Annotated in this window: 23 protein-coding genes and 1 riboswitch; of the genes, 12 read left to right on the forward strand and 11 right to left on the reverse strand. The window is 74.9% G+C overall.

Annotation, left to right across the window (positions count from 1 at the left end):
• The first annotated feature begins 9 nt into the window (after positions 1 to 9).
• Positions 10 to 960 (forward strand): hypothetical protein, encoded by a 951-nt coding sequence (locus BX266_RS10825; RefSeq protein WP_099898857.1) that lies wholly within the window; start codon positions 10 to 12, stop codon positions 958 to 960.
• A gap of 126 nt (positions 961 to 1,086) precedes the next feature.
• Here the strand turns inward: BX266_RS10825 and BX266_RS10830 are convergent, their stop codons facing one another.
• The 3 genes from BX266_RS10830 to BX266_RS10840 all read right to left on the reverse strand — a co-directional run bounded on the left by BX266_RS10830 (position 1,087) and on the right by BX266_RS10840 (position 4,288).
• On the reverse strand, positions 1,087 to 2,166 hold the full coding sequence (locus tag BX266_RS10830; protein WP_259464643.1) for a prenyltransferase: 1,080 nt from the start codon (positions 2,164 to 2,166) through the stop codon (positions 1,087 to 1,089).
• Positions 2,163 to 2,903: a class I SAM-dependent methyltransferase gene (locus BX266_RS10835; RefSeq protein WP_099898859.1), complete on the reverse strand. Its 741-nt coding sequence runs from the start codon at positions 2,901 to 2,903 to the stop codon at positions 2,163 to 2,165. The genes BX266_RS10830 and BX266_RS10835 overlap by 4 nt, the downstream gene beginning before the upstream one ends.
• Before the next feature lie 65 nt (positions 2,904 to 2,968).
• Positions 2,969 to 4,288 (reverse strand): glycosyltransferase family 4 protein, encoded by a 1,320-nt coding sequence (locus BX266_RS10840; RefSeq protein ID WP_099898861.1) that lies wholly within the window; start codon positions 4,286 to 4,288, stop codon positions 2,969 to 2,971.
• A 227-nt stretch (positions 4,289 to 4,515) separates the two neighbouring features.
• On the opposite strand from BX266_RS10840, the gene BX266_RS10845 reads away from it, so the two are divergent.
• The 6 genes from BX266_RS10845 to BX266_RS10870 all read left to right on the forward strand — a co-directional run bounded on the left by BX266_RS10845 (position 4,516) and on the right by BX266_RS10870 (position 11,029).
• Positions 4,516 to 5,172 carry a TetR family transcriptional regulator gene (locus BX266_RS10845; protein ID WP_099898863.1) on the forward strand — a complete coding sequence of 219 codons (657 nt, stop codon included), beginning with the start codon at positions 4,516 to 4,518 and terminating at the stop codon, positions 5,170 to 5,172.
• 62 nt (positions 5,173 to 5,234) lie between these two features.
• A riboswitch (cobalamin riboswitch) is annotated at positions 5,235 to 5,309 on the forward strand.
• Between the two features lie 96 nt (positions 5,310 to 5,405).
• Positions 5,406 to 6,809 carry a prenyltransferase/squalene oxidase repeat-containing protein gene (locus tag BX266_RS10850; RefSeq protein ID WP_099898865.1) on the forward strand — a complete coding sequence of 468 codons (1,404 nt, stop codon included), beginning with the start codon at positions 5,406 to 5,408 and terminating at the stop codon, positions 6,807 to 6,809.
• Complete coding sequence (locus BX266_RS10855) at positions 6,806 to 7,462, forward strand: SCO2322 family protein (RefSeq protein WP_099898867.1); 657 nt, start codon at positions 6,806 to 6,808, stop codon at positions 7,460 to 7,462. The genes BX266_RS10850 and BX266_RS10855 overlap by 4 nt, the downstream gene beginning before the upstream one ends.
• A 2-nt stretch (positions 7,463 to 7,464) precedes the next feature.
• On the forward strand, positions 7,465 to 8,613 hold the full coding sequence (locus BX266_RS10860) for an energy-coupling factor transporter transmembrane protein EcfT (protein ID WP_259464644.1): 1,149 nt from the start codon (positions 7,465 to 7,467) through the stop codon (positions 8,611 to 8,613).
• The gene (locus BX266_RS10865) at positions 8,610 to 10,223 is read left to right on the forward strand and encodes an ABC transporter ATP-binding protein (protein ID WP_099898869.1); all 1,614 of its coding nucleotides are present in this window, start codon (positions 8,610 to 8,612) and stop codon (positions 10,221 to 10,223) included. Before BX266_RS10860 ends, BX266_RS10865 begins: the two co-directional genes overlap by 4 nt.
• Positions 10,220 to 11,029: an ECF transporter S component gene (locus BX266_RS10870; protein WP_099898871.1), complete on the forward strand. Its 810-nt coding sequence runs from the start codon at positions 10,220 to 10,222 to the stop codon at positions 11,027 to 11,029. Before BX266_RS10865 ends, BX266_RS10870 begins: the two co-directional genes overlap by 4 nt.
• A gap of 51 nt (positions 11,030 to 11,080) precedes the next feature.
• On the opposite strand, the gene BX266_RS10875 is transcribed toward BX266_RS10870, so the two are convergent.
• Entirely contained in the window at positions 11,081 to 11,395 is a 315-nt protein-coding gene (locus BX266_RS10875; RefSeq protein ID WP_099898873.1) for an antibiotic biosynthesis monooxygenase, read from the reverse strand.
• 33 nt (positions 11,396 to 11,428) lie between these two features.
• Positions 11,429 to 11,953, reverse strand: coding sequence for a DUF1772 domain-containing protein (locus BX266_RS10880; RefSeq protein ID WP_259464645.1), 525 nt, complete (start codon positions 11,951 to 11,953; stop codon positions 11,429 to 11,431).
• 105 nt (positions 11,954 to 12,058) lie between these two features.
• Between BX266_RS10880 and BX266_RS10885 the strand changes: the two genes are divergently transcribed.
• Together BX266_RS10885 and BX266_RS10890 are read left to right on the forward strand one after the other, a co-directional pair.
• The gene (locus BX266_RS10885) at positions 12,059 to 13,057 is read left to right on the forward strand and encodes an AraC family transcriptional regulator (RefSeq protein WP_099898877.1); all 999 of its coding nucleotides are present in this window, start codon (positions 12,059 to 12,061) and stop codon (positions 13,055 to 13,057) included.
• Between the two features lie 184 nt (positions 13,058 to 13,241).
• Positions 13,242 to 14,609, forward strand: coding sequence for a hypothetical protein (locus tag BX266_RS10890; RefSeq protein ID WP_099898879.1), 1,368 nt, complete (start codon positions 13,242 to 13,244; stop codon positions 14,607 to 14,609).
• A gap of 24 nt (positions 14,610 to 14,633) precedes the next feature.
• Here BX266_RS10890 and BX266_RS10895 read toward each other — a convergent pair whose 3' ends face one another.
• Together BX266_RS10895 and BX266_RS10900 are read right to left on the reverse strand one after the other, a co-directional pair.
• A complete protein-coding gene (locus tag BX266_RS10895; protein ID WP_099898881.1) occupies positions 14,634 to 15,221 on the reverse strand; it encodes a TMEM165/GDT1 family protein in 588 nt (195 codons plus the stop codon).
• A gap of 53 nt (positions 15,222 to 15,274) precedes the next feature.
• The gene (locus BX266_RS10900) at positions 15,275 to 16,867 is read right to left on the reverse strand and encodes a dolichyl-phosphate-mannose--protein mannosyltransferase (protein ID WP_099898883.1); all 1,593 of its coding nucleotides are present in this window, start codon (positions 16,865 to 16,867) and stop codon (positions 15,275 to 15,277) included.
• Between the two features lie 145 nt (positions 16,868 to 17,012).
• Between BX266_RS10900 and BX266_RS10905 the strand changes: the two genes are divergently transcribed.
• Positions 17,013 to 18,056, forward strand: coding sequence for a MerR family transcriptional regulator (locus BX266_RS10905; protein WP_259464646.1), 1,044 nt, complete (start codon positions 17,013 to 17,015; stop codon positions 18,054 to 18,056).
• 48 nt (positions 18,057 to 18,104) lie between these two features.
• Entirely contained in the window at positions 18,105 to 18,650 is a 546-nt protein-coding gene (locus tag BX266_RS38485; RefSeq protein ID WP_180290448.1) for an SMI1/KNR4 family protein, read from the forward strand.
• Positions 18,651 to 18,654: 4 nt separating this feature from the next.
• Here BX266_RS38485 and BX266_RS10915 read toward each other — a convergent pair whose 3' ends face one another.
• A complete protein-coding gene (locus tag BX266_RS10915; protein WP_099898887.1) occupies positions 18,655 to 19,932 on the reverse strand; it encodes an MFS transporter in 1,278 nt (425 codons plus the stop codon).
• Between the two features lie 109 nt (positions 19,933 to 20,041).
• Here BX266_RS10915 and BX266_RS10920 point away from each other — a divergent pair, with 109 nt between their 5' ends.
• A complete protein-coding gene (locus BX266_RS10920; protein WP_099898889.1) occupies positions 20,042 to 20,605 on the forward strand; it encodes a MarR family winged helix-turn-helix transcriptional regulator in 564 nt (187 codons plus the stop codon).
• 84 nt (positions 20,606 to 20,689) lie between these two features.
• On the opposite strand, the gene BX266_RS10925 is transcribed toward BX266_RS10920, so the two are convergent.
• The 3 genes from BX266_RS10925 to BX266_RS10935 all read right to left on the reverse strand — a co-directional run bounded on the left by BX266_RS10925 (position 20,690) and on the right by BX266_RS10935 (position 23,882).
• Positions 20,690 to 22,504, reverse strand: a complete 1,815-nt coding sequence (locus tag BX266_RS10925; RefSeq protein WP_099898891.1) for a glycosyl hydrolase family 18 protein — start codon at positions 22,502 to 22,504, stop codon at positions 20,690 to 20,692.
• Between the two features lie 269 nt (positions 22,505 to 22,773).
• A complete protein-coding gene (locus BX266_RS38490; RefSeq protein WP_259464647.1) occupies positions 22,774 to 23,292 on the reverse strand; it encodes a hypothetical protein in 519 nt (172 codons plus the stop codon).
• Positions 23,293 to 23,318: 26 nt separating this feature from the next.
• The gene (locus BX266_RS10935; protein WP_099898893.1) at positions 23,319 to 23,882 is read right to left on the reverse strand and encodes a DoxX family protein; all 564 of its coding nucleotides are present in this window, start codon (positions 23,880 to 23,882) and stop codon (positions 23,319 to 23,321) included.
• Positions 23,883 to 23,934 lie beyond the last annotated feature (52 nt).

The following is a 23,934-nucleotide window of genomic DNA, read 5'->3' on the forward strand; positions in this document are numbered from 1 at the left end:
GGAACGTCAGTGAATCTGCGCGCTCTCACCAGGGGAGACGCCGCCGTCGCCGGTGCGGCCGTATTGCTCCTGATTTCGTCCTTCCTGACCTTCCGGGGTCCGGACTGCGACACCTCGGCCTGCGACAAGGCCGCGGTCAACGCCTGGGACTCCACGTTCTACCCGGCGCTCCCGTCGATCTACCTGCTCGGCATCATCGGTGCCGCGCTGATCCTGCTCTTCCGCCTCCAGAAGGCGACCCTGGGCACCAAGGAGATCGCCGGCCTGCGCCTCGACCAGTGGGGCACCGCCGCGGCGGTCATCGCGCTCTGGGGCAGCCTGTGGTCCCTGGGCGGCGGCCCGGACTCCTGGAAGAACGGCATCGGCTCCTGGCTCGGCCTGCTGTCGCTGCTGGTCCTGGCCGGCGCCGTGATCGCCGGCCCGCTGGTGCCCGCCCTGCAGGCGCCGCTGCTGTCGGCCGCCTCCGCCTCGCCGGCCGCCACCACGCCGCAGCCCTTCCCGCCCTACGGCGCCCAGCAGCAGCAGCCGCAGCCCGGCCAGCCCGGCGCGTACGGCTACCCGGGCGCCCAGCAGCAGCCGTTCCCCGGCCAGCCGCAGCCGCAGGCCGACCAGCCCGCGCCCGCCCAGCAGTACGGCGGCCAGCCCGGCGGCTACGGCTACCCGGCCGCCGCGCAGGCCCAGGCCCAGGCCCCGGCTCCGGCCCCGCAGCCGACCGCGGTCCAGCCCGCCATCCAGGACCACGTCGCCGCCCCGCAGGCCCCGTTCGCGCCGTTCTGGTTCGCCGTCCCGGCGGTCCGCCAGCTCGGCAACAAGGACAACCCGGCCGCCCCGCCGGTCGGCGAACTCGTCCCCGGCACCTGGTACCTCGCCGTCGACCAGCGCGGCCCCGCGCTGGTCGCCCAGCTCCCCGACGGCAGCCACGGCGTCCTCACCGACACCACGGGCATCCAGCGCGGCTGATCACCCGCCCGCGCCCCGCGAGGGGCGCGACGCACCGAAAGGTCCGTCCTCGGAGACAGGTTGTCTCCGAGGACGGACCTTTTCGTCGAGTGCCTCCCGCCGCGCGGTTCCCGGACGCGTCGCCGGCTAGCAGCAGTCGTCGACGGCCAGCCCGGCGGGGAGGTGTTCGCCGCCGAAGACGCTGATCGTCGCGTGGTCGCCGCCGAGGGCCGCGACGGCGAGCAGCAGCGCGCCGGCGGTCCAGGTGGTGCGTTCCTCGGGCCAGATCGCGTCGTCCTCGAACACGTAGCCGGTCCAGTAGGAGCCGTCCTGGTGGCGCAGGTGCTGGATCCAGCGGAGGATCTCGACGGCGCGGTCGGACTGGCCGGCGGCCCAGAGCGCGAGCGCGAGTTCGGCGCTCTCGCCGCCGGTGACCCAGGGCCGGTCGCTGACGCAGCGGACGCCGAGGCCGGGGACGACGAAGCGGTCCCAGTCGGCGGCCAGCCGCCGGGTGGCCTCCTCGCCGCGCAGGGCGGTGCCGAGGACGGGGTAGTACCAGTCCATGGAGTAGCGGTCCTTGTCGAGGAACCGCTCGGGGTGGCGGGCGATGGCGTGCCGCAGCCGCCCGGCGGCCAGCTCCCAGTCGGGCTGGGGCCGGTCGAGGTGGTCGGCGAGGGCCAGTCCGCAGCGCAGGGCGTGCAGGATCGAGCAGGAGCCGGTGAGCAGCGCGTCCGTCGCGGCGGTGCCGTCCTCGTCCTGCCGCCAGGCGATCGCGCCGCCGGGGAGGCTGAGCCGGACGGTGTGGTCGAGGGCGCGGCTGACGGTGGGCCAGATCCGTTCCAGGAAGCTGTCGTCGCCGGTGGACAGGTGGTGGTGCCAGGCGCCGACGGCGACGTACGCGCAGAAGTTGGTCTCCCGGGCGAGGTCGGTGGCGGTGCCGTCGGCGGTGCCGGCCCGGCCGTAGGCGTAGGCGGCGTACCAGGAGCCGTCGGCGTTCTGCCGGTCGGCGAGCCACTGGTAGGCGGCTTCGGCGGCGGCGTGTTTGCCCGCGGTGTCGAGGGCCATGGCGGCCTCGGTGTGGTCCCAGGGGTCGAGGTGTCCGCCGTGGAACCAGGGGATGGCGCCGTCGGGCTGCTGGTGGGCGAGGATCGAGCGGACGGTGTCGGCGGCCTGCGCGGCGTCCAGCACGCCGTCCAGCAGCAGGGCGGCGGGCACGGCGGCCGTCACGCGCCGGCCCCCGGCTCGTGCGGCTTGCTGGCGTAGACGACGAAGGACTTGCCGAGGACGGGGTTGAGCGCCTTCTCGGCGGCCTTGGTGAGGGTGGAGATCACGGGGGTGCCGACGATGTCCCAGACCAGCAGCTGGTGGTAGGCGCGGACCGGCAGGGCCTTGTCGTTGTTGACGCCGACGGCGCACTTGATCCACCAGTACGGGGAGTGCAGGGCGTGCGCGTGGTGGCTGCCGTACGGGGTCAGGCCGGCCTCGCGGACCCTGTCGACGAGTTCGTCGCCCTTGTAGATCCGGATGTGGCCGCCCTCGACCTCGTGGTACTCGTCGGAGAGCGCCCAGCAGATCTTCTCGGGCAGGTAGCGGGGCACGGTGACGGCGAGCAGTCCGCCGGGCTTCAGGACGCGGACCATCTCGGCCAGCACGCCCTTGTCGTCGGGGATGTGCTCCATCACCTCGGAGATGATGATCCGGTCGAAGGTGTCGTCGCCGAACGGCAGGTTGAGCGCGTCGCCCTCCATGGCGGTGGCGCTGGCCCCGGCGGGGGCCTCGCCGGCCTGCTCCATGGCGGCGAACCACTTGCGGACCTCGGCGATCTCCTCGGCGTTCTGGTCGAGGGCGACCACGTTGGCTCCGCGCCGGTAGCACTCGAACGCGTGCCGGCCGCCGCCGCAGCCCAGGTCGAGCACCCGGTCGCCTGGGGCGAGCGGGAAGCGGGAGAAGTCGACGGTCAGCACTGCGGTGCTCCCATTCACGAAGGGGGTGGTACCAGGAGGTTGACAGATCGTCGGCCGGCGCGGCGTCAGCCGACGTAGCGCCAGCCGGGGCCGGAGCGGGCGGCGGAGCCGGCACCGGTGGCGATCGCGGCCCGGTAGCGTTCGGCGGTCAGTTCGGCGGCGCGGGCCCAGGTGAACCGGGCGAGGACGCGGTCCCGCCCGGCGGTGCCGAGCCGGGTGCGCAGGTCGGGGTCGTCGAGCAGGCGGCCGAGGGCGGCGGCCAGCGCGCCGGCGTCGCCGGGCGGGACGGCCAGGCAGGTCTCGCCGTCGAGTCCGGCAACCTCGGGGATCGCGCCGCCGGTGGTGGCGACCAGCGGGGTGGCGGTGGCCATCGCCTCGGCGGCGGGCAGCGAGAAGCCCTCGTACAGGGAGGGCACGCAGGCGGCCTCGGCGGAGCGGTACAGGTCGACGAGTTCACGGTCGGTCAGGCCGGTGCGGAACTCGATGTGCTGCTCCAGCCCGAACCGGCGCACCGCGTCGGTGACCGGCCCGTCCTCCTTCTGCGGCTTGCCGACCACGATCAGGTGGGCGTCCCGTTCGGTGCGGATCTTGGCGAGCGCCTCGACCAGGTGCACCAGGCCCTTGAGCGGGACGTCGGCGCTGGAGGTGGTGACGATCCGGCCGGGGACGCGGGCGACCCGGTCGGACGGCGACCAGAGGCGGGTGTCGGCGCCGATCGGGACGACCGAGATCGCGCCGGGGGCGGTGCCGAGCTGGGCGGCGATCTCGGCCTTGGAGCTCTCCGAGACGGTGATCACCTGGTCGAGCCGGCCGGCCACCCGGCGCTGCATCCGGACGAAGGAGTACCAGCGGCGCTTGCCGAGCCGGGCCAGCCGCCCGGCGGCCGCGTCGATCTCCAACTTGCGGTCCACGGTGACGGGGTGATGGACCGTGGTGACCAGCGGGAAGCCGTGCCGGGCCAGGCCGAGCAGGCCGTAGCCGAGGGTCTGGTTGTCGTGCACCACGTCGTAGCGGCCCTTGTGCCGGGCCAGGTACTGGCGGGCGCGCAGCGAGAAGGTCAGCGGCTCGGGGAAGCCGCCGGTGCGCATCACGGCGTACTCCAGCACGTCCACCGGGCCGCGGAACTCGCCGACGGCGGGGGTGCGGAACGGGTCGTCGGCGCGGTACAGGTCGAGGCTCGGGAGTTCGACCAGGCGGACGCTGCCGGGGCCCTCGACCTCGTCCAGCACGGGGTACGGCTGGGCGCCGATCACGTCGACGTGGTGCCCGAGCCGGGCCAGCTCCCGCGACAGGTGGCGCACGTAGACGCCCTGGCCGCCGCAGAACGGGTCGCCGCGGTACGACAGCAGGGCGATCCGCAGCGGCGGCGGCGACACAGCGGTCATCCCCAGTCCCCTTCTCAGCTACTCACCGGGACCGGCGACGGAGGAGGCCGCCGAACGGTAAAGTAGATCATGTTTCACAGCGGTGCGGGCTCGTCGTTGGAGAAAGTGAACAACGAGGGACCTCGAAGATTACCGGCCCGTAGCTTTTCGCCAGAAGCCCCGGCAGGTGATTCACGCCACGCTCCGCCCCCGCCCGCCTCCCCGATCGGCCCGCCCCTGGAGTGCCCGTGACCGCGAACGCCGCCGCCGACGGGGTGCTGACGCCGCGCCAGGCCGAGCGCCGCCGGGGCATCCTGCGGGCGGCCACGGCGCTGGCCGCGCGGGGCGGCTACGAGGCGGTGCAGATGCGCGAGGTCGCGGAGAGCGCGCAGGTCGCGCTGGGCACCCTGTACCGGTACTTCCCGTCCAAGGTGCATCTGCTGGTGGCGGTGATGCGCGAGCAGTTGGAGCGGCTGCACGAGCAGGTGAGGAGACGTCCGCCGACCGGGGCGGACCCGGCGGCGCGGGTCGCCGAGGCGCTCACCAACGCCTTCCACGCGCTGCAGCGCGAGCCGCGGCTGGCGGAGGCGATGGTGCGGGCGCTGTCCTTCGCGGACCGTTCGGTGGGCAGCGAGGTGGACGAGGTCGCCCAGCTCACCTCCGCCATCGTGCTGGAGGCCGCCCGGCTGCCCGACCCGCCCACCGCCGGCCAGCAGGCCGCCCTGCGGGTGGTCGGCCACACCTGGCACGCCACCCTGCTGGTGTGGCTGTCCGGGCGGGCCTCGCTGGCGGAGGTCCGGGCCGACCTGCACACCGCGGCCCGGTTGCTCACGCCCGCCGCCGCCGAGCCGGAACTGCAACCGGTTCCACCACCTGGCGCGGGGGCGTCCGCGGGCGGCGGCTAGAGTCATGGGTCGCGGAACGGCCCGGCCGGTCCCGACCACAACTTCATCCGCCTCCGGGGCCGGGGGAAGCCGGTGCGATTCCGGCACTGACCCGCAACCGTGAGCCGTCCCGCCGGGGCGGCGCAGTCGGACTGCCCGGCCGGAGGCGAGCGGCCCTCCTCCGTCGTGGGTCTACGGGCGGCCGGGGTACCTCCCCGGTCCGCTGCGACCGCTCACCGAAAGGCTTCACCCTCATGCTGACCGCTGCCCGCCTGGGCGCCGCCGCGCTGACCGGCGCCCTGTTCGCCGGCGTCGCCGCCGCCCCCGCGCTCGCCGACACCGCCGCGCCGTCCGCGTCCGCCGCGGCCTCGTCCCCGGCCGCCTCGTCCCCGGCCGCCGCGTCCGCTGCCGCTCCGGCCGGGCTGTACGGCAAGGGCGACCCGCAGTACGACGGCGTGTGGCGGCAGTCGCTGGCGCTGATCGCCCTGCAGCAGGAGAAGGTGGTGCCCGCCGACAGCGCCGTGCAGTGGCTGCTCGGCCAGCAGTGCGAGGACGGCGGCTGGCCCTCGTACCGGGCCGAGGGCGCCCCGTGCACCCCCGCCACCGAGGACACCAACGCCACCGCGATGGCCGTCCAGGCGCTCACCGCGCTGGGCGGGCACCAGCCGCAGGCGGGCCGGGGCGTGGAGTGGCTGCGCGCGCAGCAGAACCCGGACGGCACCTGGGCGTACAACCCGGGCGCGGCCGGCGACGCCGACTCCACCGCGCTGGTGGTCAACGCGCTGCTCGCCGCCGGCGCCGACCCGGCACAGGTCGGCGCCGCCCCGCACACGGCGTACGACGGCCTGGCCTCGTTCCAGCTGGGCTGCGCTGCCGCCGCCGACCAGCGCGGCGCGTTCGTGTACCAGCCGGTGCCGAACGCCCCGGCCGCCGCCAACACGCTGGCCTCCGCGCAGGCCCTGCTGGCCGCCGCGGGCGGGCACCTGCCGGTCGCCACCACCGACCGCAGGGCCGCCCCGCCGAAGGCCCCGGCCTGCGCCGACGCCAACGGCACGGTCGCGCACGCCGACTCCGCCGAGGCGGACGCCGCGTACCTGACCGGCAAGCTCGCCGCCGGCGGCCAGCGCCTGCTGCTGGACACCCCCGGCGCGGCCGCGGGCCCCGACTTCAACTCCACCGCCTGGGCGGTGCTCGGGCTGGTCGCCGCCGGGCACGGCGCGGAGGCCGCCAGCGCCGCCGACTGGCTGGCGGGCAACGGCTACGCGTGGGCCGCGCAGGGCAAGAGCGGCACCGATCCGGCCGCCACCGCCACCCTGGTGCTGACCGCCCGCGCCGCCCAGCTCGACCCGTACAACTTCGGCGGCGCCAACCTGGTGCAGCTGCTCGCCGACGCGGGCCCGAAGCCGAAGTCCGCCCCCGCGGCCGGCGACCCGGAGGCCACCCGCGCGCCCGGCTCGGCGATCACCGAACCGGACGAGAACAGCGGCTTCTCGGCGGGCTGGCTGATCGGCGTGGGCCTGCTGGTCGGCATCGGCGCGGGCATCCTGCTCAGCCTCAACCGCCGCCGCCACACCGCCGCGGCCGCCCCGGCCGTCCCGTCCGCGACCGACGCCGAGACCCCGGCGGGCGGCTCCGCGGCCCCCTCGGAGGACCGGTGACCACCCGTCGCGGGCCGGTCGCCGTCCTCTCCCTGCTCGGTGTCCTGCTGCTCGCGCTGCTCGGCCCGGCGGCGGGCTCCGCGCACGCCGCGGACTACCGCTACTGGTCGTTCTGGAAGGGCGGCGCGGACGGCTGGGCGTACCAGCAGGCCGCGCCGACCGGGTACGTGCCGGCGGACGGAACGGTGGACGGCTGGCGGTTCGTGCTGAGCCCCGACGGCGGCCAGGGCACCCCCCGGCCGGCGCTCGCCCCCGACTTCGGCTCGGTGTGCGCCGGGACCGCGCCGAGCGGCGGCCGCAAGCGGGTCGCCGTGGTGCTCGACTTCGGCACCGCCGAGGACGCCCCGAAGGGCGAACAGCCGCCCGCCGTCCGCCCGGTGTGCGCCTCGGTGCCGACGGCGGCGAACTCGGCGGAGGTGCTGGCGGCGGTCGCGCCGCCGCTGCGCTACGACTCCAGCGGGCTGCTGTGCGCGATCGCGGGCTACCCGCGCGCGGGCTGCGGCGAGCCGGTCTCCGGCGCCGACTCCAGCACCGCGTCGGGCCGTGCGAAGGACTCGGGCGGCCCGGACCTCGGCCTGGTGGCGGGCGCGGCCGCGATCGTCCTGCTGGGCGCGGGCGCGGTCTGGCAGGCCCGTCGCCGCCGCAGCCGCTGAGCATGTCCACCGCCCGCCTGCGCCGCGCCGACCCGGGAACCGGGTCACGCATCAACTCCCGTGCCGCGCACAGCCGTACGCTGACCCGGCAGGTGCACCCGGGCGCGTGGTGGCTGTGGTCGCTCGGCCTGGCCGGGGCCGCCACCAGGACCACCGACCCGCTGCTTCTGCTGCTGGTCCTGGCGGTGGCCGGCTACGTGGTGGCGGCCCGCCGCAGCGACGCGCCCTGGTCGCGCTCCTACGCCGCGTTCCTGCGCCTGGGCCTGGCGGTGCTGGCCGTGCGGATGCTGTTCGCGGTGGCGCTCGGCTCCCCGGTCGGCGGCACCCACGTGCTCCTCACGTTGCCGCAACTCCCGCTGCCCGCTTGGGCGCAGGGCGTCCGGCTGGGCGGGCAGGTGACCCTGGAGGGCGTGCTGTTCGCGCTGTACGAGGGCCTGCGGCTGGCGGTGCTGCTGGCCTGTGTGGGCGCGGCGAACGCGCTGGCCTCGCCGTCCCGGCTGCTGCGCTCGTTGCCGGGCGCCCTGTACGAGGCGGGCGTGGCGGCGGTGGTGGCGATGACCTTCGCGCCGAACCTGGTCGCGGACGTCCGGCGGCTGCGCGCGGCGCGCCGGCTGCGGGGCCGCTCGGACCGGGGCGTGCGGGCCGTGCTGTCGGTCGGACTGCCGGTGCTGGAGGGCGCGTTGGAGCGTTCGGTGGCGCTGGCCGCGGCGATGGACACCCGCGGGTTCGGCCGGACGGCCGCCGTGCCGCGCCGACTGGTGCGCGCCGCCGGGGCGTTGACCCTGGCGGGCCTGCTCGGGGTGTGCGGCGCGACGTACGGGCTGCTCACCGCGGGCCGTCACCCGTGGGCGCTGCCGGTGCTGCTCGCGGGCGCCGGCGCGGCTGCGGCGGGCCTGCTGCTCGGCGGCCGACGCTCCGTCAGGACCCGCTACCGGCCCGACCCGTGGGCCCTGCCGGAGTGGCTGACGGCCGCCTCGGGCCTGCTGGTCGCGGCCGCGCTGATCTGGTACGCGGGCCGCTGGCCGGAGGCGCTGACCCCGCCGGTGGCGCCGCCGTCCGTCCCCCGGCTGCCGCTGCTGCCCGCGCTGGCCGTGCTGGTCGGCCTGCTGCCCGCCTTCGTCACCCCCGAGCCGCCCCGGAGCACCAGGTGATCACTTTCGAGCAGGTCGGCGTGGAGTACGCCGACGCCTCCGGACCGGCGCTGCACGGCGTCGACCTGACCGTCCCGGAGGGCGAACTGTGCCTGCTGGTCGGCCCGTCCGGCGCCGGCAAGTCGACGCTGCTGGGCACGGTCTGCGGGTTGGTGCCGCACTTCACCGGCGGCACCCTGACCGGCCGGGTCACGGTGGCCGGCCGGGACACCCGCACCCACCGCCCGCGGGACCTGGCGGACGTGGTCGGCACGGTCGGGCAGGACCCGGCGGGGCACTTCGTCACCGACACGGTGGAGGAGGAACTCGCCTACGGCATGGAGTCCCTGGGGCTGGCGCCGGCGGTGATGCGACGGCGCGTCGAGGAGACCCTGGACCTGCTGGGCCTGGCCGAGCTGCGCGGCCGCGCGCTGTCCTCGCTGTCCGGCGGGCAGCGCCAGCGGGTGGCGATCGGCTCGGTGCTGACCGTCCACCCGAAGGTGCTGGTGCTGGACGAGCCGACGTCCGCGCTCGATCCGGGCGCGGCGGAGGAGGTGCTGGCGGTGCTGCAGCGCCTGGTGCACGACCTGGGCACAACCGTGCTGCTGTCCGAGCACCGCCTGGAGCGGGTGGTGCAGTACGCCGACCGGGTGCTGCTGCTGCCGGGCCCGGGCGAGCCGCCGGTGCTCGGCGACCCGGCCGCGATGATGGCCCGCTCCCCCGTCCGCCCGCCGGTGGTCGACCTCGGCCGGCTCGCCGGGTGGACGCCGCTGCCGCTGACCGTCCGCGACGCCCGCCGCCGCGCGGCGACCCTGCGCGAGCGGCTTCCCGCCGCGCCCGTGCCCCGACTCCCCTCCCCCGCGCGCGAACCCGTGGCCGTCGTGAGTCGCCTGGTGGTGTCCCGCGGGCCGGTCCCGGCCCTGCGCGGGGTCGAACTCGCCCTCGCCGCCGGGGAGATCACCGCCTTGATGGGCCGCAACGGGGCGGGCAAGTCGACCCTGCTGGGCAGCCTGGTCGGCCTGCACGCGCCCGACTCCGGCACCGTCCGGGTGAACGGCCTGGTCCCGCACAAGTCCCGTCCCAAGGAGCTGATCCGCTCGGTCGGGCTGGTCCCGCAGGACCCGCGCGACCTGCTGTACGCGGAGACCGTCGGCGCCGAGTGCGCCGCCGCCGACCAGGACGCCGACGCCGAACCGGGCAGCTGCCGGGACCTGCTGGCCGCCCTGCTGCCCGGCATCGACGAGCGGTGCCACCCGCGCGACCTCTCCGAGGGCCAGCGCCTCACCCTCGCGCTGGCCGTGGTGCTGACCGCCCGCCCTCCGGTGGTGCTGCTGGACGAGCCCACCCGGGGCCTGGACTACGCCGCCAAGGCCCGCCTGGTCACCGTGCTGCGCGGCCTCGCCGAGGCGGGGCACGCGATCCTGCTGGCCACCCACGACGTCGAGCTGGCCGCCGAACTCGCCCACCGCACCGCCGTGCTGGCCGAGGGCGAGATCGTCGCGGACGGCCCCACCCCCGAGGTGGTGCTGGCCTCCCCGACCTTCGCCCCGCAGACCGCGAAGATCCTGCCGCCGTACCTCACCGTCGCCGAGGTCGCCGCCGCCCTCGCCCCGGCGGAGCCGCCGCGATGACCCCGCTCGCCCGGCCCGTTCCGCTCGGCCGCCGCTCGGTGCTCGCGCTCGGCCTGGTCTCCGCGGTCGGCGTGGCCGCGTTCGGCTGGCCGCTGCTCGCCTCCCGCAGCTCCGACCTGGTCGGCCACTCCGCGGACGCGCCCTGGCTGTTCGCGCTGCTGATGCCGCTGCTGCTGGCCGTCCTGGTCGCCCAGCTGTCCGAGGGCCGGCACGCCACCGGCGCGCCCGGCCTGGACGCCAAGGCCGTCGCGATGCTCGGCGTGCTCGCCGCGGCCGGCGCGGCGCTGCGCCCGCTGGGCGCGGGCACCGCGGGCCTGGAGCCGATGTTCTTCCTGATGGTGCTGGCCGGGCGGGCCCTCGGCCCGGGCTTCGGCTTCGTGCTGGGCGCGCTCGCCATGTTCGCCTCCGGCCTGCTCACCGGCGGCGTCGGCCCGTGGCTGCCGTTCCAGATGCTCGCGATGGGCTGGGTCTGCCTCGGCGCGGGCCTGCTCCCGGGCGCCGCCGGGCTGCGCGGGCGGGCCGAACTGCTGCTGCTGGCGGCCTACGGCGTGGTCTCCGCGGTCGGCTACGGGACGGTGATGAACCTTCAGGGCTGGCCGTACATCGGCGGGTTGAGCACCTCGATCTCGTTCGTGCCCGGCGACCCGTTCTCCGCCAACCTCACCCGCTTCGCCCTCTACTGCCTGACCACCTCGCTCGGCTGGGACCTGCCGCGCGCCGCCCTCACCGCGGTGCTCTGCCTGACCGTCGGCGGCCCGCTGCTGCGCACCCTGCGCCGCGCCACCCGCCGCGCCGCCTTCCGGTAGCGGCACGGCGGGGCCGGTCCCGACCGGACCGGCCCCGCTGCTCCCGACCCGCTACTGCTTCGGCCCGGACTGCTGCACCACCTCGAAGGACCACACCGAGGACCCGCTGGCCGCGGGCCGCGGCCGGTCGCCGCCGCCCTGGTGCGCCGCCTTCATCGGCCCCTCCATCCAGGCCCGGAAGGACTCCTCGTCCCGCCAGCGGGTGTACACCAGGTACTGGTCGGTGCCCTCGACCGGCCGCAGCAGCTCGAACCACTCGAAGCCGTCCGAGCCCTCCACCGCACCGGCCCGCGCGGCGAACCGCTGCTCCAGCACCTCCCGCTGCTCGGCGGGGACGGTCAGCACATTGATCTTCACGACGCTCATGCCTCCCATCCTCCCCCACCTCGCGCCGGCCGGTCAGGACCGGCGGCCCGCCAGGGCCAGCGCCCAGGTCAGGCAGCCGAAGGCGGCCGTGGCGGTGACCGCGCGGACGAGGTTCCAGCGGACCCAGACGTCCTCGAAGGCGGCCCGGACGGCGGCCGGGTCGGTGAGCCGGTCGGGAGCCCCGGCGGCGGCCAGCTTGTCGTTCAGCGGGACGTTGACGGCGGCGGTGACGACGAACACGGTCAGGTGGAGGACGGCGGCGGCGCCGATCCACAGCAGCACGGTGCGGTCGCCGCCGCGCCACTGCAGGATGCCCGCGGCGGCGATCAGGACCAGCGCGCCGACGAAGCTCAGCATGAACCAGCCGTTCAGGATGGCCACGTTGATCCGCTGCATGGTGTCGACGAACGCCCGGTCGTCGACCTTGGCCAGGCCCGGCATCACCGAGCAGGCGTAGGAGTAGAACAGCCCCGCGCCGAGCCCGGTGGTCAGGACCGCGCCGATCAGTGTCACTGTGCGCAGAACAGCCATGCCGCGCGCCCCCGTTCGTGTCGTCATGACCGACAGTCAACTCCGCGCCTCGGCCAAGATCCATGGCCGAGGCGCTCGTTGGCATGCGTGAGCGTCCAGCCCGGTGGGCGGCGCGCGACTACGCTGGCCGGTGTGGACGCGCTCACCGCACTGCTGACCGGGCCCCGCGCCCAAGGGGCGTTCCTGCTGCGCTCGGTGTTCGACCCGCCGTGGTCGATCCGGATCGAGGACCGGGCCCCGCTGACGGTGCTGACCCCCGTGCGCGGCGGCGGCTGGATCGTCCCGGACACCGGCCCTCCGGTGCCGCTGCGCACCGGGGACCTGGCGATCGTCCGCGGGCCCGAGCCGTACACGGTCGCGGACCGGCCGGAGACCGCGCCGCAGGTGGTGATCCACCCCGGGCAGGTGTCGACCACCGTCGACGGCGCGCGGATGTGCGAGGAGCTCGACCAGGGCGTGCGGACCTGGGGCACCACCAGGGACGCGGCGACGGTGCTGCTCAGCGGCACCTACCAGCTGCACGGCGAGGTCAGCGGGCGGCTGCTGCGGGCGCTGCCGCAGGTGCTGCGGCTGACCGCCGAGGAGTGGGGCTCGCCGCTGGTGGCGCTGCTGGAGGCGGAGATCGGCCGTGACGAGCCGGGCCAGGAGGCGGTGCTGGACCGGCTGTTGGACCTGCTGCTGATCTCGGCGCTGCGCTGCTGGTTCGCCCGCGACAGCGGCCTCGCCCCGGCCTGGTACCGGGCGCACTCCGACCCCGTGGTGGGCCGCGCGCTGGGCCTGCTGCACGCCGACCCGGCCCGGGCCTGGACGGTCACCGAGCTGGCCGCGCAGTGCGGGGCGTCCCGGGCTGCGCTGGCCCGCCGCTTCACCGAGCTGGTCGGCGAGCCCCCGATGGCGTACCTCACCGACTGGCGGCTCGCCCAGGCGGCCGACCTGCTGGCCGAGCCGGACGCGACGCTGGGCGCGGTGGCCCGCCGGGTCGGCTACGGCAGCGGCTTCGCGCTGAGCGCCGCGTTCAAGCGGGTCCGCGGGATCAGCCCGCAGCAGTTCCGCGAGCAGGCGAGCGCGGAAGCGGCCGGGGCGGGAGCGACGCCGACGGGCGCCGCGGCCGGGGCGGCGACGGGCGGCTGAGCGGGCGCGCGGGCGGGGACTCCGGCCCGAACGGGTGTCAGAACGCCGCCCGACCAGCGTTCACACCGTCCGATTAGCCATCAAAGCGGACAGCAAGCGCCCCTGGACCCGGGCGTCCCTGTTGCCCCGGGGAAATGCTCCTGCATAATCACCCCGTTCGATCCGACCCGAGGAGGACCGGCCCATGCCGGCAGAGCGCTGCCCCCGCTGCGGCACCGCACGGACGGCCGGCAGCTGCGCGTGCGACGCCGCCTCCTCGGTCGAGGACACCGCCGTCCTCCCGCACCTGGAGGGCCCGCCGCTGGTGCGGCCGTACGTGGCCGGCGCGGCCGTCGTGGAGCCCGGCAACCCGGCCGTGGACCCGTTCGCCACCCGGGTCGGGCCGCCGCCCGTGCAGCCGATCACCGGCCCGCCGGCCGGCGTCCACCCGCTCGCCGCGCAGCCCGCCGCGACCCCGCCGGCCCCGCCGGCCCCCCCGGCGCAGCCCCCGCACGTCCCGCAGGCCGCCAGCCCGTTCGGATCGCCGCAGGTCGCGCCCCACCCGCCGCAGCACCAGGTGCCGCCGCAGCCGCCGCAGGCCGACGCCGCCGCGACGCAGCTGCTGCCGCCGGTCCCGCCGCAGCAGCACGCCGCACCGCAACCGCCCGGTGCGCCGGGCCGGTTCGTGCCGACCCCGGGTCCGGAGCAGACCGTGCCGTTCGCGCTGGGGCGGGTGGTGGCGCCGCCGCAGCCGGTGTCTGCCGCGGCCGTCGAGTCGCTGTCCCAGGTCGGGCAACCGGCACCGGCGGAGCCGGTCGGGGCGGCCCGGCCGATCGTCCTCGACGACGGCCAGGAGGAGTGGTCCGAGGCGCCCGCCGCGGACCTCGGCATGTTCACCTTCCGCGAGGACGGGTCGGGCGCGCCGCTCAGCCGCACCGGCCGCCGCGAGCAGCGCAAGCAGAGCGCCGACCGCAAGCGCCTGGTGATCGCAGGCGGCGCGGTCGGGGTGACCGCGCTCGGCGCGAGCCTGGCGATGCTGCTGAGCTCCTCGCCGACCCCGGTCGACAACGCGCTGCCCGCGCCCACCGGCCCGGTGGTGTCCTCGCCCGTCGAGCCCTCGCCGGACCCGAGCAACCAGGTCACCGACGCCTCCCCGGCACCCGCCACCGGGAGCGCCTCGCCGACCCGCACCACGGCCCGCCCGAGTCAGGCCGTCACCACCAAGGGCGCGGTCGCCCCGAGCACCCCGACCGCCCCGAGCAGCCCGGGCACGCCCTCGGCCGCGCAGTCGTCCGCGGCGCCTGCCAAGGAGCTGAAGTTCGGCGACACCGGCCCGGAGGTGACGCAGATGCAGCAGGCGCTGATGGCCTTCCGCTGCAACCGGATCGGCCCGCTCACCATGGACCGCACCCGCACCAACCAGCTCGGCTTCGGCGACTGGACCCGCCAGGTGCTGCAGAGCGTCCAGAGCGAGCTGCGCAAGTCCAAGCTGCTGCGGGACTACCAGGACGGCGTCTACGACGAGGCGACCCAGGCCGCGCTGCGCCAGACCCCGACCAGCGCGGACTGCTGACCCGCCCCGGCCGCTGATGCCCCGTCAGCCCGCGATCGCCCGGAACAGGCTGTAGGCGGCCAGCACGATCATCGCCAGCGCGGCGATCCGCACCACCACCTTCATCGGCACGTGCTGCAGCAGCTTCTGCCCGCCGACGACGGCGATCCCGCCGACCGCGCACAGCGCCAGCCACGCACCCAGGCCGACCGCCACCGGGTCGTCGTACTTGGCGGCCAGGTTCGCCGTCATGATCTGGGTGAGGTCCCCGAACTCGGCCACCGCGACGATCACGAAGCTGGTGCCCGCCACCTTCCAGAACGAGTCGTCGGCGGGCTCCCGGCCCTCGGCGCCGTCGTCCTCGTCGTCCTGGTGCCAGAGCAGCATGGCCGCGCCGACCAGGAACAGCAGCCCGGTGATGCCCTCCACCCAGCGGTGCGGCAGCAGCGCCAGCAGCCGGCCGGCCACCAGCGCGATGCCGACCTGCAGGGCGAACGCGGCGGCGATGCCGGTGAACACGTACGCCGCCCGGTACTTGGTGCCGAGGACCAGACTGGCCAGCGCGGTCTTGTCGGGCAGTTCGGCGAGGAACACGATGCCGAAGGTCAGCGCGGCGACGGTCAGGCTGTTCATCGGGTGCGGGGTCTCTCCGTCTCGGGCGGCCGGGGCCGGGAACTCACAGGGCGTCAGATCCAGCTGGTGAACCACATCCGGGCCCGCCACTCGGACATCGGGATCACCTCCGCCGTGTACAGCGGGTGGAAGAACGCGAAGCAGCCGACGACCGCCAGCACGATCAGCCCCGCCCCGGCCGCGCCCCAGGCCCGCCGGCGCGGCGCGCACCCCTCGGGGCCGAGCATCGCGCCCAGCATCTGCGCCACCGCCAGGCACAGGAACGGCACCAGCAGCACCATGTAGAACGAGAAGATCGTCCGGTGCTGGTACTGGAACCAGGGCAGGTAGATCCCGACCACCCCGGCCAGCACCGCACCGGAGCGCCAGTCCCGCCGGAAGAACCACCGGTACAGCGCGTACGCCAGTGCGAAGCACCCCGACCACCACAGGAGGGGCGTGCCCAGCGCCAGGATCTGGCTCGCGCAGCCCTCCGCCGAGGTGCAGCCGCGCTGCCCGTCCGGCACCTGCTCCCAGTACATCGACACCGGCCGGCCCTGCACCAGCCAGCTCCACGGGTTCGACTGGTAGGTGTGCGGGGACGCCAGACCGGTGTTGAAGTCGTACATCTGCGCGTGGTAGTGCCACAGGCTGCGCAGCGGCGCCGGCACCCAGCTCATCGACACCTGCGGCAGCGGGATGTCGACCAGCGGGGTCCGCGGGGGCGACAGCCCGGCCCGACCGTCCGCCCACTGCCGGTCGTAGCCGCCGCCGGTCGCGAACCAGCCGCTCCACGAGGCGACGTACACCACCAGCGCGCTGCCCACCATGGACAGCGCGGCCGGCCACAGGTCCCGGCGCAGCGTCGACCGCCCCGGCCGGTACGCGCCCGCCGCCCGCCGGCCCGCCCGGTCCCACAGCAGGGTGAGCACCGTGAACACGGCCAGCACCTGCAGGCCGTTCCACTTCACCGCGCAGGCGGCGCCGAGCAGCACCCCCGCCCCGAGCCGCCACGGGCGCAGGCCCAGCCGCACCTCGTCGGCGGCCCGGCCGCCCTCGGCCCAGGCGGCGCGCAGCAGGTCACGCGTCCGGTCGCGGTCCACCAGCAGGCAGCCGAACGCCGCCAGCACGAAGAACGCCGAGACGCCGTCCAGCAGCCCGACCCGGCTCATCACGAACTGCAGGCCGTCGACGCCCATCAGCAGCGCCGCGACGCACCCCAGCAGCGTGCTGCGGAACAGCCGCCGGCCGATCCGTGCCAGCATCAGCACGCCGAGCGTGCCCAGCACGGCCACCATGATCCGCCAGCCGAACGGGTGCAGGCCCCAGAAGTGCTCGCCCAGGCCGATCACCCACTTGCCCAGCGGCGGGTGCGCGACGAACGCGGGCGCCTGGCTGAGCGGGATCACCTGCGGCACCCCGAGGATCAGCTGGTTCGCGTTGTCCGGCCACACCGACTCGTAGCCCTGCTGCCACAGCGACCACGCGTCCTTCGGGTAGTACGTCTCGTCGAAGACGAACGCGTTCGGGTACGGCAGGTCCCACAGCCGCAGCAGTCCGGCGAACGCCGCCACCCCGACCGGCCCCCACCACCGGAACCGGTCCGCCCGCGGCACCGCCCGGCGTCCTGCCTCCTGCCGCCGCTCCTCCCGCACCGCGAGCGCCATACCCTCCCCGTCCGCCGCAAACTGACGACTTGTCCGCAATGTCCGCATCCTAGCCTGTGACGGGGACGGGACGGCCGACCCGGGGCGCAGCGCCCCGGCGGCTACGGTTGACCCTCGACCAGGTCGAGGGGACAGGGTCAACCACGTGGAGAGCACCATGCGCAGCATCGGCGAGACGGCCCGGGCCAGCGGCCTGGGCGTGAGCGCGCTGCGGTTCTACGACGGTGCGGGCGTGTTCGTCCCGGCCGCGGTGGACCCGCGGACCGGGTACCGCTGGTACGCGGAGGAGCAGCTGCCGGACGCCCGGCTGCTGGCCCGCCTGCGCCGGGTCGGCCTGCCGCTGGCCGGGATCACCAGGGTGCTGACCGGCAGCCCGGCCGAGGCCCGCGCCGAGCTGGACGCGCACCTGCGCCGGCTGGAGGACGGCCTGTCCGATGCCCGCCGCGAGCTCTCCACCATCCGTTCCCTGCTCGACACCCGGGAGTTCCCCATGCCCCAGACCCGTCTGACCGTTCCCGCCGCGCAGCTCGCGGCCGCCCTGGACGCGGTGCGTTTCGCCGCCCCGGCCGACTCCTCGCTGCCCGCCGTCTCCGGGATCTTCCTTGACGCGGAGGACGGCGTGCTGCACCTGGTCGCCACCGACCGCTACCGGCTGGCGGTCGCCGACTGCCCGGCGTCGCTCGACGGCCCGGCCGTCTCGGCGCTGCTGCCGACCGCCCTGGCGGACGCCGCCCGGGCCCTGCTGGCGGACGCCGAGGAGGCCGAGCTGGTCCTGGACGGGGCGCACTTCACCGTCCGCGCGGCCGGCCGCGAGCTCTCCGGCGAGCGCGCCGACCACGACTTCCCTGACTACCGCCGCCTCGTCCGGCTGGAGCCCACCCACCGACTGTCCCTGACGGCCGATCAGCTGCACGCCATGCTGGCGGCCGCCGCCCCCGACACCGCGACCCGGTCCGCGGACGGCGTGGACTTCCCGGTCACCGTCCTCACCGCGACCGCCGACGACGCCCTCCCCGGCGCCGCCCCCGCCGCCGACCTGCTGGTCCGCGTCAATCGCGACTTCCTCCTGCAGGCCGCCGGCACCGCCGACCAGCTGGTCCTCGAACTCGGCGGCCCGATCGGCCCGCTGGCCATCCGCTTCCCCTCCCGCGCGGACACCTTCTCGCTCCTGATGCCGATCGCCCGCTGACCCCCGCCGGGTGCGGACGGGTGCGGACGGGCGGGTACGGTCGGCGCCATGACCGCCGTCGACTGGGCCTCCGTCCGCACCCGCGTCTCGACCCTCGCGGCGCACGACCCAGACGGCCCGTGCCCGGTGAGCCCGCCGCTCGCGGAGGAGCGGGTGGCGGAGGCGGAGGGCCGGCTCGGTTTCACCTTTCCCGCCGAGTACCGGGCGTACCTGCGGCAGGTCAGCGCGGGCGGCTGGTTCGTCGACGAGTTGCGGTGCACCGAGCGGGGCTGGGGCTGGCGGAGCCCGGTGGCGCCGGTGCCGGGTCTGGCGTTCCTGGCGGCCCGCGGCGAGGGCTGCGCCGTGGGCCTGGCGGTGGCCGGGCCGGCCCGCGGCACCATGTGGATGGACAACCGCGCCCTCCACCCGGAGCCCTGGCCGCTGCTGACGGAGGACGGCCGGCCGGCGACCTTCGGCGAGTGGCTGGTGGACTGGCTGGACCACCGGGAACCGCTGATCGGCGCCACCCGCGAGCAGCACGGCCAGGTCATGTACTGCTGGCTGATGGGCGTGGAGACCCCGATCGACTGGTGCCCGCCGCCGACCGGCCGTTGACCCGTCAGGCCGCGGCCTGCAGCTCCGCCAGCTCGCGCTGCGGCACCGCCAGCACCCGCACGTTGTCCTGGGCGGGCGTCAGGTGCTCGCGCAGCCGGACGGCCAGGGCGACGATCAGCAGGGTGCAGAGCGCCATCGCGGCGAGGTAGAGCGGCCAGGTGCCGGAGCCGACCAGCAGGACGCCGACGGCGGGGCCGACGGCGACGGCGGTCTGCTTCACCAGGGCGTAGCCGGAGTTGTAGGTGCCGAGCAGGCGGGCGGGCGCGAGGTCGGCGACGATCGGGCCCATGGTGGGGGCGAGCAGGGACTCGCCGACGCCGAAGAGGGCGTAGACCGCGACGATGGCGACCGTGGCGGCCATCGCGTCGGTGCGGATCAGGCCGGCCACCAGGGCCATGCCCCAGGCGGCGAGCCAGACCAGGCCGGCGGCGGCCATCGCGGTGGTGCGGCGGCGGCGCTCGGTGATCCGGACGACGAACATCTGCAGCAGCACGATGGTCAGCGCGTTGGCGCCGATGGCCAGGCCCAGGGTGGCGGGCGCGGTGCCGACGGTGTCGGTGGCGAACGCGGCGACGCCGGACTCGAACTGGCCGTAGCAGGTGAAGAAGATCAGCCCGGCGAGCAGGCAGAGCCGCAGCATGGCCTTGTCGGCGACCAGGGTCCGCAACCCGCCGCCGTTCGCCGCGGCGCCGCCGGCCGGGTTCGGCTCGACGGCCTCGACGGGCATCTTGGCGGTGCCGGTGACGGCGGCCAGCCCGAGGAAGGTCAGCGCCTCGATGGTGAACAGCCGGGTGAGGCTGGCCGGGTCGGCGGTGTCGACGATCTGGCCGCCGACCAGGGCGCCGATGCCCATGCCCAGGTTGACCAGGGTGAACTGGAGCGCGAAGGCGCGGGACCGCTCGGCGCGGCCGGTGCAGCGGACGATCATCGTGGCGAGCGCGGGCTGGCAGGTGGTGACGCCGGCGCCGAACAGGAAGGAGGACACCAGCAGCCCGGGCGTGCTCACGGCCTGCCCGAACGCGAACGCACCGGCGGCGGCCATCGCCGTGCCCGCCAGCAGCACCGGCCGCGGTCCGTACCGGTCGATGCCGCGGCCGGTGAACGGCAGCACGGCGAGCGCGGCCAGCGCGAACACGGTGAACACCGCGCCGGCCGCCGCGGAGCCCAGCCCTCGTACCTGGTCCACGTACACGAACATGTACGGCAAGGTGAAGCCGCTGCCGAAGGCGCTGAGCGCGTTGCCGATCTGGACGCGGCGCAGCCGGCCGCCCCACTCCTTCACTGCACACCCCTCTTCTTTACTCCGTAAGATTTCAGACCTAAAGTCTTACCATCGAAACCTTACGGCGTCAAAGGCTTAACAGCTGCACCTTGCGTGGGAGAATGCACCCATGAGCGCACGCAGAGCGGAGCCCCAGACCGCCACCGAACTCGGCATCGCCGAACAGGTGGCCGTCTACCAGCGGGAATTCCCCACCGTGGACCCGCAGGTGGAGACCATCGTCTCCACCCTGTCCCGACTGGCCCGCCGGATGAACGTGGCGTACAGCCGCCAACTGGCCACCCTCGGCATCACCTCCGCCGAGTGGGAGGTGCTCAAGGCGCTGGTGATCTCCGGCAGTCCGTACCGGCTGGGCCCGGGCGAGCTGGCCAAGCGGCTCGGGCTGACCCCGGCCGCGATGACCCACCGGATCGACCGGATGGTCACCGAGGGCCTGGTCACCCGGGATCGCGACGAGGCCAACCGGGTCCGGGTGATCATCGAGCTCACCGCGGAGGGCCGCGACAAGTGGCTGGAGCTGATGCGGATGGCCGCCGTCTTCGAGGCCGACCTGCTGCAGGACGTGGCCGCCGAGGTCCGCCCGGAGCTGTCCGCGACGCTGACCCGGATGCTGCGCCGGATCGAGGAGTCCCAGCCGGACGCCCTCGGCCGCACCGACGACCTGACCTGCTGACCGGCCGCCGGCAACGCGAACGAGGGGCGCGCGGAGATCTCTCTCCTCGCGCCCCTCGCGGGGTTCAGCTCAGTCGATCAGTGGTCAGCAGGCACCGTTGTCGGCCCAGACGCCCCACTGGCCGCTCAGGGTCGGGTCCTCGTTGGTGGTCCACCACTTGTTGGTCCAGTAGTGGCCCTTCCAGGAGACCTTGGTCGGGGTGGCGTAGATGGCCGCCGCGCTCCAGCTCGGGGCGCCGGTGCAGGTGCCGGTCGAGGCGGACGCGGACGGGCTGGCCGACTGCGAGGCCGAGGCCGACGCCGACGGGCTGGCGGAGTGCGAGGCCGAGGCCGACGCGGACGGGCTGGCCGACTGCGAGACCGAGGCCGACGGGCTGGCCGACTGGGTCGGGGCCGGGCAGCTCGCGGCGGAGCCGTTGGTGGCGGTCACCATCTTGTCGAACAGCGCGGTCTGGGTGCCCAGGTCGTACATCGAGAAGGCGAACGAGCCGCCGAGGCCGTTGCAGTGCGCGTAGTCCAGCTTGGCCTGGATCGACTGGGCGTTCTCGCCGGACCAGAAGGTGGTGCCGTCGTAGAAGTAGGCGGCCTTGGCGACGTCGTCCCAGTAGGTGTAGGACGGGTTGTCGACGAAGCCGTTCAGCTCCTTGAACATCCGGATGCCGTTGACGTTGCCGGACATGGCGGCGCCGGTGGCCGGGCCGGTCGCGGGCTGGAACAGACCGTGGTTGCTGCCGGCGGTGACGCCGGTCCAGCCGCGGTAGTAGAACGGCACGCCGACGTTGATCTTCTTCGCCGGGAAGCCGCCGGGGATGCCGTACTGCGGGTCACCCACGGTGTAGGCCTTGATGGCGCTGTCCACCGAGTACTTGCCGTTGCCGCCGGGGACCGGGGTCATCGGGTCGTTCGGGTTGGTGTAGATCGGCGCCTGGTGGTTGGTCGGGCCCTGGGCCTCCCAACCGCCGTGCATGTCGTAGGTCATGATGTCCAGGAACGTGAGGTACTGACCGATCTTGTCGGTCTCCACGTTCTTGATCTTGTCCTGGCCGGCGCCGACCGCGGCGGTCAGGCCGTAGGTCTTGCCGTCCGCGGAGCCCTGGGTGTTGAGCTGGCTGCGGAACTCGGCGAGCAGCGCGGTGAAGTTCTGCTTGTCCGCCGCGGCCGCGTGGTTGCCGGTGTGGCCGCCGCCGCCCGGGTACTCCCAGTCGAGGTCGAAGCCGTCGAAGATGCCGGCCGCGGTGCCGGGGCCGCCGTAGCCGCCCTGGGAGGGCAGGTTGCCCTTGAGGAACATGTCGACGCAGGAGGACACGAACTTCTTCCGCGCGGTGTCCGAGGCGGCCACGTCGGAGAAGTACTTCGAGTAGGTCCAGCCGCCGATGGACAGCAGCACCTTGAGGTTCGGGTTCTTCGCCTTCAGCTTCTTCAGCTGGTTGAAGTTGCCGACGATCGGCTGGTTCCAGGTGTCCGCGACGCCGTCCACCGAGGTGTTGGTGTCGAAGGTCTTCTGGTAGTCGGCGAAGGAGTCGCCCGCACCGTCGCCCGCGTTCGGGTCGTCCTCGTTCTGCGAGGCGGCCTTGTTGGCCTCGAAGCAGGTGAGGTTGGTGGGGTCGATGTTCGCGAAGTCGTAGATGAGGTAGTCGAGCTTGGACGCCGCGCCCGTGTCCTGCATCGTCTTCAGGTAGTAGGCGTTGCTGTAGATCGACCACTGGTCGAAGTACGCGACCTTGATGCCGCCGCTGGTGGCCGGGGCGCCGGTCGAGTTGGTGGCGGCCGCCTGGGCGGTGCTGCCGGTCAGGGCCAGGGTGCCGCCGAGCAGCAGGGAGGCGGCGGTGCCGGCCGCGAGCGCGGCCCAGCTCTTCGGCCGCCGCCGCGCGGGCGACTGGGTGGAAACGGAACGAAGCATGGCTGCGTGACTCCTGGTCGTGGGGGTCCGGTCGTGCCCGGGGGCGTGCACCGTGCGAGGTGGGGTCGCACGGCCATGGGCATGACAGGGGAATCGAGCGTTGGCCTGCACAAACTCCAGGTGCGGATAAGCCGAACCGGCGCCGGTGGTCTACACCACCGGCGCCGGCCCAGGGGCTCCCTGCACCTGCCAGGTAAAATGGACTAGACCAACTCGGCCGTCAAGAGCGGGTTCTGACGCTTACGCCGCGCTTAAGGTTCGGTGTCCGGTCAGTACCGCAGCGCGTTCGCCACCTCAGGCGTGACGGCGCCGGTCAGCGAACGGTTGCTCTTGGCCGTGGCCTGCGCGGACGCACCGGCCGCCACTTCCGGCACGTTCACCACCGTCGCGTCGAGCAGGTTTCCGGACCCGTCGTCGAAGTTGACCTGAATCGTGTACTTGCCGGATTGCGAACCGTGGTTGGTGACCGTCAGCGGCACCGACAGCTTCCCGTCCGAGTCGGTGGTGGCGCTGCCCAGCACCACGTCGTCCTTGGCGTCCAGGCCGCCCTTGACGCTGGCCAGCGCCGAGGAGGCGGCGGCCTGCGCGGAGGCGCCCAGCGAGGCCGCGGCCGAGCCGATCGCGGCGGTGGCCGAGGCGGCCGCCGAGGCCACCTTCGACTGCGCGCCCTCCAGCGCCGAGGAGACCGCGGGGGTCGTCTTGCCGTCCGAGGAGCACCCGGCCAGCGCCGCGCCGCCCAGCAGTGCGGCCGCCGTCCAGCCGGCCGCGGCCCGCATCGATCGCTTCATCAGTGGATCCCTTCGGTCGTGGGTGCTCAGGAGAGCCCGGTGCCGTTCTCGCGGGCCGCCTCGTCGGCGGCCCGCGCCTCCCGCCTGCGCACCTCGTCCTGACGGCGGCTCACCACCGCGGCGGCGCCCAGCGCGCTCGCCGCGAAGGCCAGCACGCCCATCCACGGGCGGGCCAGCCGGTGCCCGAGCGCGGCGTCCAGCGAGTAGCGGCCCGCGCCGGAGATCCCCAGCGCCAGCCCGCAGGCGCCCAGCAGCGCCGGGTACTCGTAGCCGCCGCCGTGCGCGAAGAAGCCCGCGGGGGCGTGCACCGAGATCGCGCCGGCCATCGTCCCGGCGACGATCGAGCCGGCCGCCGGGGTGGCCAGGCCCAGCGCGAGCAGGGTGCCGCCGCCGGCCTCGCCCAGCCCGGCGGCCAGGGCGCTGCGCTCGCCCGGCGTGAAGCCCATGTGCTCCATCGCCTGCCCGGTGCCCTCCAGGCCGCCGCCGCCGAACCAGCCGAACAGCTTCTGCGTCCCGTGCGCGAACAGGACACCGCCGACGACTCCGCGCAGTGCCAGCAGACCGAGATCCTTGCGGTGCAGACTGGTCATGGTGTTGCCCCTGGTGTGGAAGAGATGACAGTAGGGCCCATCCCAACGCGCG

This window comes from Streptomyces sp. TLI_171, from assembly GCF_003610255.1.
In the GTDB taxonomy this organism is placed as follows: Bacteria; Actinomycetota; Actinomycetes; order Streptomycetales; family Streptomycetaceae; genus Kitasatospora.

Coding starts and splice junctions, on each gene's coding strand:
- BX266_RS10880 (WP_259464645.1), bottom strand. CDS start 11,953: ATGACGACACGAACGGGGGCGCGCGGCATGGCTGTTCTGCGCACAGTG.
- BX266_RS10895 (WP_099898881.1), bottom strand. CDS start 15,221: ATGAACAGCCTGACCGTCGCCGCGCTGACCTTCGGCATCGTGTTCCTC.
- BX266_RS10925 (WP_099898891.1), bottom strand. CDS start 22,504: ATGCTTCGTTCCGTTTCCACCCAGTCGCCCGCGCGGCGGCGGCCGAAG.
- BX266_RS38485 (WP_180290448.1), top strand. CDS start 18,105: ATGACCGCCGTCGACTGGGCCTCCGTCCGCACCCGCGTCTCGACCCTC.
- BX266_RS10840 (WP_099898861.1), bottom strand. CDS start 4,288: ATGACCGCTGTGTCGCCGCCGCCGCTGCGGATCGCCCTGCTGTCGTAC.
- BX266_RS10860 (WP_259464644.1), top strand. CDS start 7,465: ATGTCCACCGCCCGCCTGCGCCGCGCCGACCCGGGAACCGGGTCACGC.
- BX266_RS10900 (WP_099898883.1), bottom strand. CDS start 16,867: ATGGCGCTCGCGGTGCGGGAGGAGCGGCGGCAGGAGGCAGGACGCCGG.
- BX266_RS10935 (WP_099898893.1), bottom strand. CDS start 23,882: ATGACCAGTCTGCACCGCAAGGATCTCGGTCTGCTGGCACTGCGCGGA.
- BX266_RS10850 (WP_099898865.1), top strand. CDS start 5,406: ATGCTGACCGCTGCCCGCCTGGGCGCCGCCGCGCTGACCGGCGCCCTG.
- BX266_RS10875 (WP_099898873.1), bottom strand. CDS start 11,395: ATGAGCGTCGTGAAGATCAATGTGCTGACCGTCCCCGCCGAGCAGCGG.
- BX266_RS10870 (WP_099898871.1), top strand. CDS start 10,220: ATGACCCCGCTCGCCCGGCCCGTTCCGCTCGGCCGCCGCTCGGTGCTC.
- BX266_RS10890 (WP_099898879.1), top strand. CDS start 13,242: ATGCCGGCAGAGCGCTGCCCCCGCTGCGGCACCGCACGGACGGCCGGC.
- BX266_RS10920 (WP_099898889.1), top strand. CDS start 20,042: ATGAGCGCACGCAGAGCGGAGCCCCAGACCGCCACCGAACTCGGCATC.
- BX266_RS38490 (WP_259464647.1), bottom strand. CDS start 23,292: ATGAAGCGATCGATGCGGGCCGCGGCCGGCTGGACGGCGGCCGCACTG.